The organism is Cryobacterium sp. MDB2-A-1 (assembly GCF_004402675.1).
Taxonomy (GTDB): Bacteria; Actinomycetota; Actinomycetes; order Actinomycetales; family Microbacteriaceae; genus Cryobacterium; species Cryobacterium glucosi.
The window spans coordinates 1-1,808 of record NZ_SOFK01000053.1 but is presented as its reverse complement, the minus strand read 5'-3'; the positions used below and the strand labels follow the sequence as shown (position 1 = coordinate 1,808).

Here is a 1,808-nt window from a genome sequence, read left to right as displayed (position 1 = left end):
CTTCGACTAGAGAATCGGAAGAGGTCAGGCCGTACCAACTACCCAGAACAAGGGGTACCGACTACGTGGACTGGAAGTACCAACAAGGGCTACTCGCCAACCAACCGACCTCCGATCAGTTCCGGCAACTCACAAAAGTACTGAGGTTCTCCTGCAATCCCGCAAGCTCGTTCGCGACTATTGCGATCGTCGCACCCTCCCCATTCGTTGCGCCCTGCCCTGCAACCGCTCATCGCTCATAGCTGGGGCTTCACGGCGGCACCCCGGGTGCAGTTTTCATCATGGGCAGACGTACGCACCTCGAGGAACTGCACCAGGCGCCAGGTGTGTTGTGTGGTGTTAGCGTGTTCCGCTGGTCGTGACGATCGCGGTCCACGGACCGGCCGGGACGTCGCTTGCTGCGAGGAACTGCCAGTCGACAGTGTCGGCTTCCCCGTTGACGTCGGTGAAATGTAGGCACCCGTTCAGCGCTGGGGACACGTCCATGCCTGCACCGTTGAACTTGCGGTTTTCGGGTCGTTGATCGTTGGAGCCGAAAACGTAGCTGGAGTCGTGATAGCTGCCGGGGCCGGCGTCTTCGATCTGGCCGTAGCAAGTCTGCCCGTTCGCCCGAATCCTGACCCACCTGTTCTTCATCAGACTCGCCGTAGGATCTCCCGCAGGCGCTGCGTAGTCCGGCTCCCCCGCCCACGGAATCACCTTCTGGCGCATGGATAGGGCAGTCTGATCGTGGACGTCATCGAAGGGAAGATCCAGGTAGAACGGGTTCTCCTTCGGAGTCATCTGGCTGGGAAAAAACCCATTGACGCCACTGCGCTGCTCGGTCTGACAGGACCCATCAGTGAGAACCCCGTCACACCCTCCAAAGCTCTGGATCCAGAGCGAGTTATAAGTGGAGAGAACCTGGCTGCCGTCTGCGGCCGTCGGGTCGAAGACCTCGCCCACCCAAAACGTGGTCGAGACAATGTGCGTATGCCACGGGAACTGGGTCCCCACCGGCCGGACAAAGAGGACGACGATCGTGGCGACGACCCCTGTCGCGGCCACGACGGCAGCAAGCTGGACAATTCGCGTGCGCGTCCAGCCACGCCAAGAACGATGACTGGGCACTCTGCTGTTGGTGCCTATGGGTTCTTGGTCACTGGGCGGCACGATCATTGAGCCCTCGGTCCTTGACCCGTCTTGGATTCTGGACACGAAGCTCCTTAGCGAAATGGATCATGTTCTCGGCCGGCGATGATGTCCCAGCCTCCCTGTTAAAGGGCGCTGAGCCTAGGCCGGATGTCGTGGCGTCTGGGTTTTCAGCCGTCGTGAGGCAATAACTGCGGTTAACCGCAGTAGCAAGCACCGGCCGGCCGCCTTCGTGGCCCTCAGTGAGCGGGCGACGCTCGTAGGGTCTGTCAAGTTTTCGGTGTAACTGGGTTTGATTTTTAGTTGTCTCGGATAGACAGGCGGCCGTTGAAGGTGATGTCGAAGGCGTTGAGGGCGNGGCGTTGAGGGCGGCCTTCCATCGTTGGGTCCAGCGGGCTCGTCCTTGGCCGGTGGGGTCCAGACTCATCACGGCCAGGTAGACGCATTTCAGTGCGGCCAACTCGTTGGGGAAGTGGCCGCGGGCGCGGACGGCCTTGCGGATCCTCGCGTTGACGGACTCGATCGCGTTCGTCGTGCAGACGATCCGGCGGATCTCGGCGTCGAACTGCAGGAATGGCACGAACTCGGCCCAGCTCGCTTCCCACATCCGCACGATCGCCGGGTACTTCTTCCCCCACGCCTCGACGAACTCGAGGAAGCGTTCCTCGGCCGCGTCG

1 protein-coding gene and 1 pseudogene are annotated in these 1,808 nt (G+C 61.4%); both read right to left on the bottom strand.

The annotated features are described in order from the left end of the window. Positions 1-339: 339 nt before the first annotated feature. Complete coding sequence (locus E3O39_RS18440) at positions 340-1,158, bottom strand: hypothetical protein (RefSeq protein ID WP_134449476.1); 819 nt, start codon at positions 1,156-1,158, stop codon at positions 340-342. 319 nt (positions 1,159-1,477) lie between these two features. Continuing rightward, positions 1,478-1,808: pseudogene (locus tag E3O39_RS18435) on the bottom strand (transposase); the annotation flags it as partial.

Coding starts and splice junctions, on each gene's coding strand:
- E3O39_RS18440 (WP_134449476.1), bottom strand. CDS start 1,158: ATGATCGTGCCGCCCAGTGACCAAGAACCCATAGGCACCAACAGCAGA.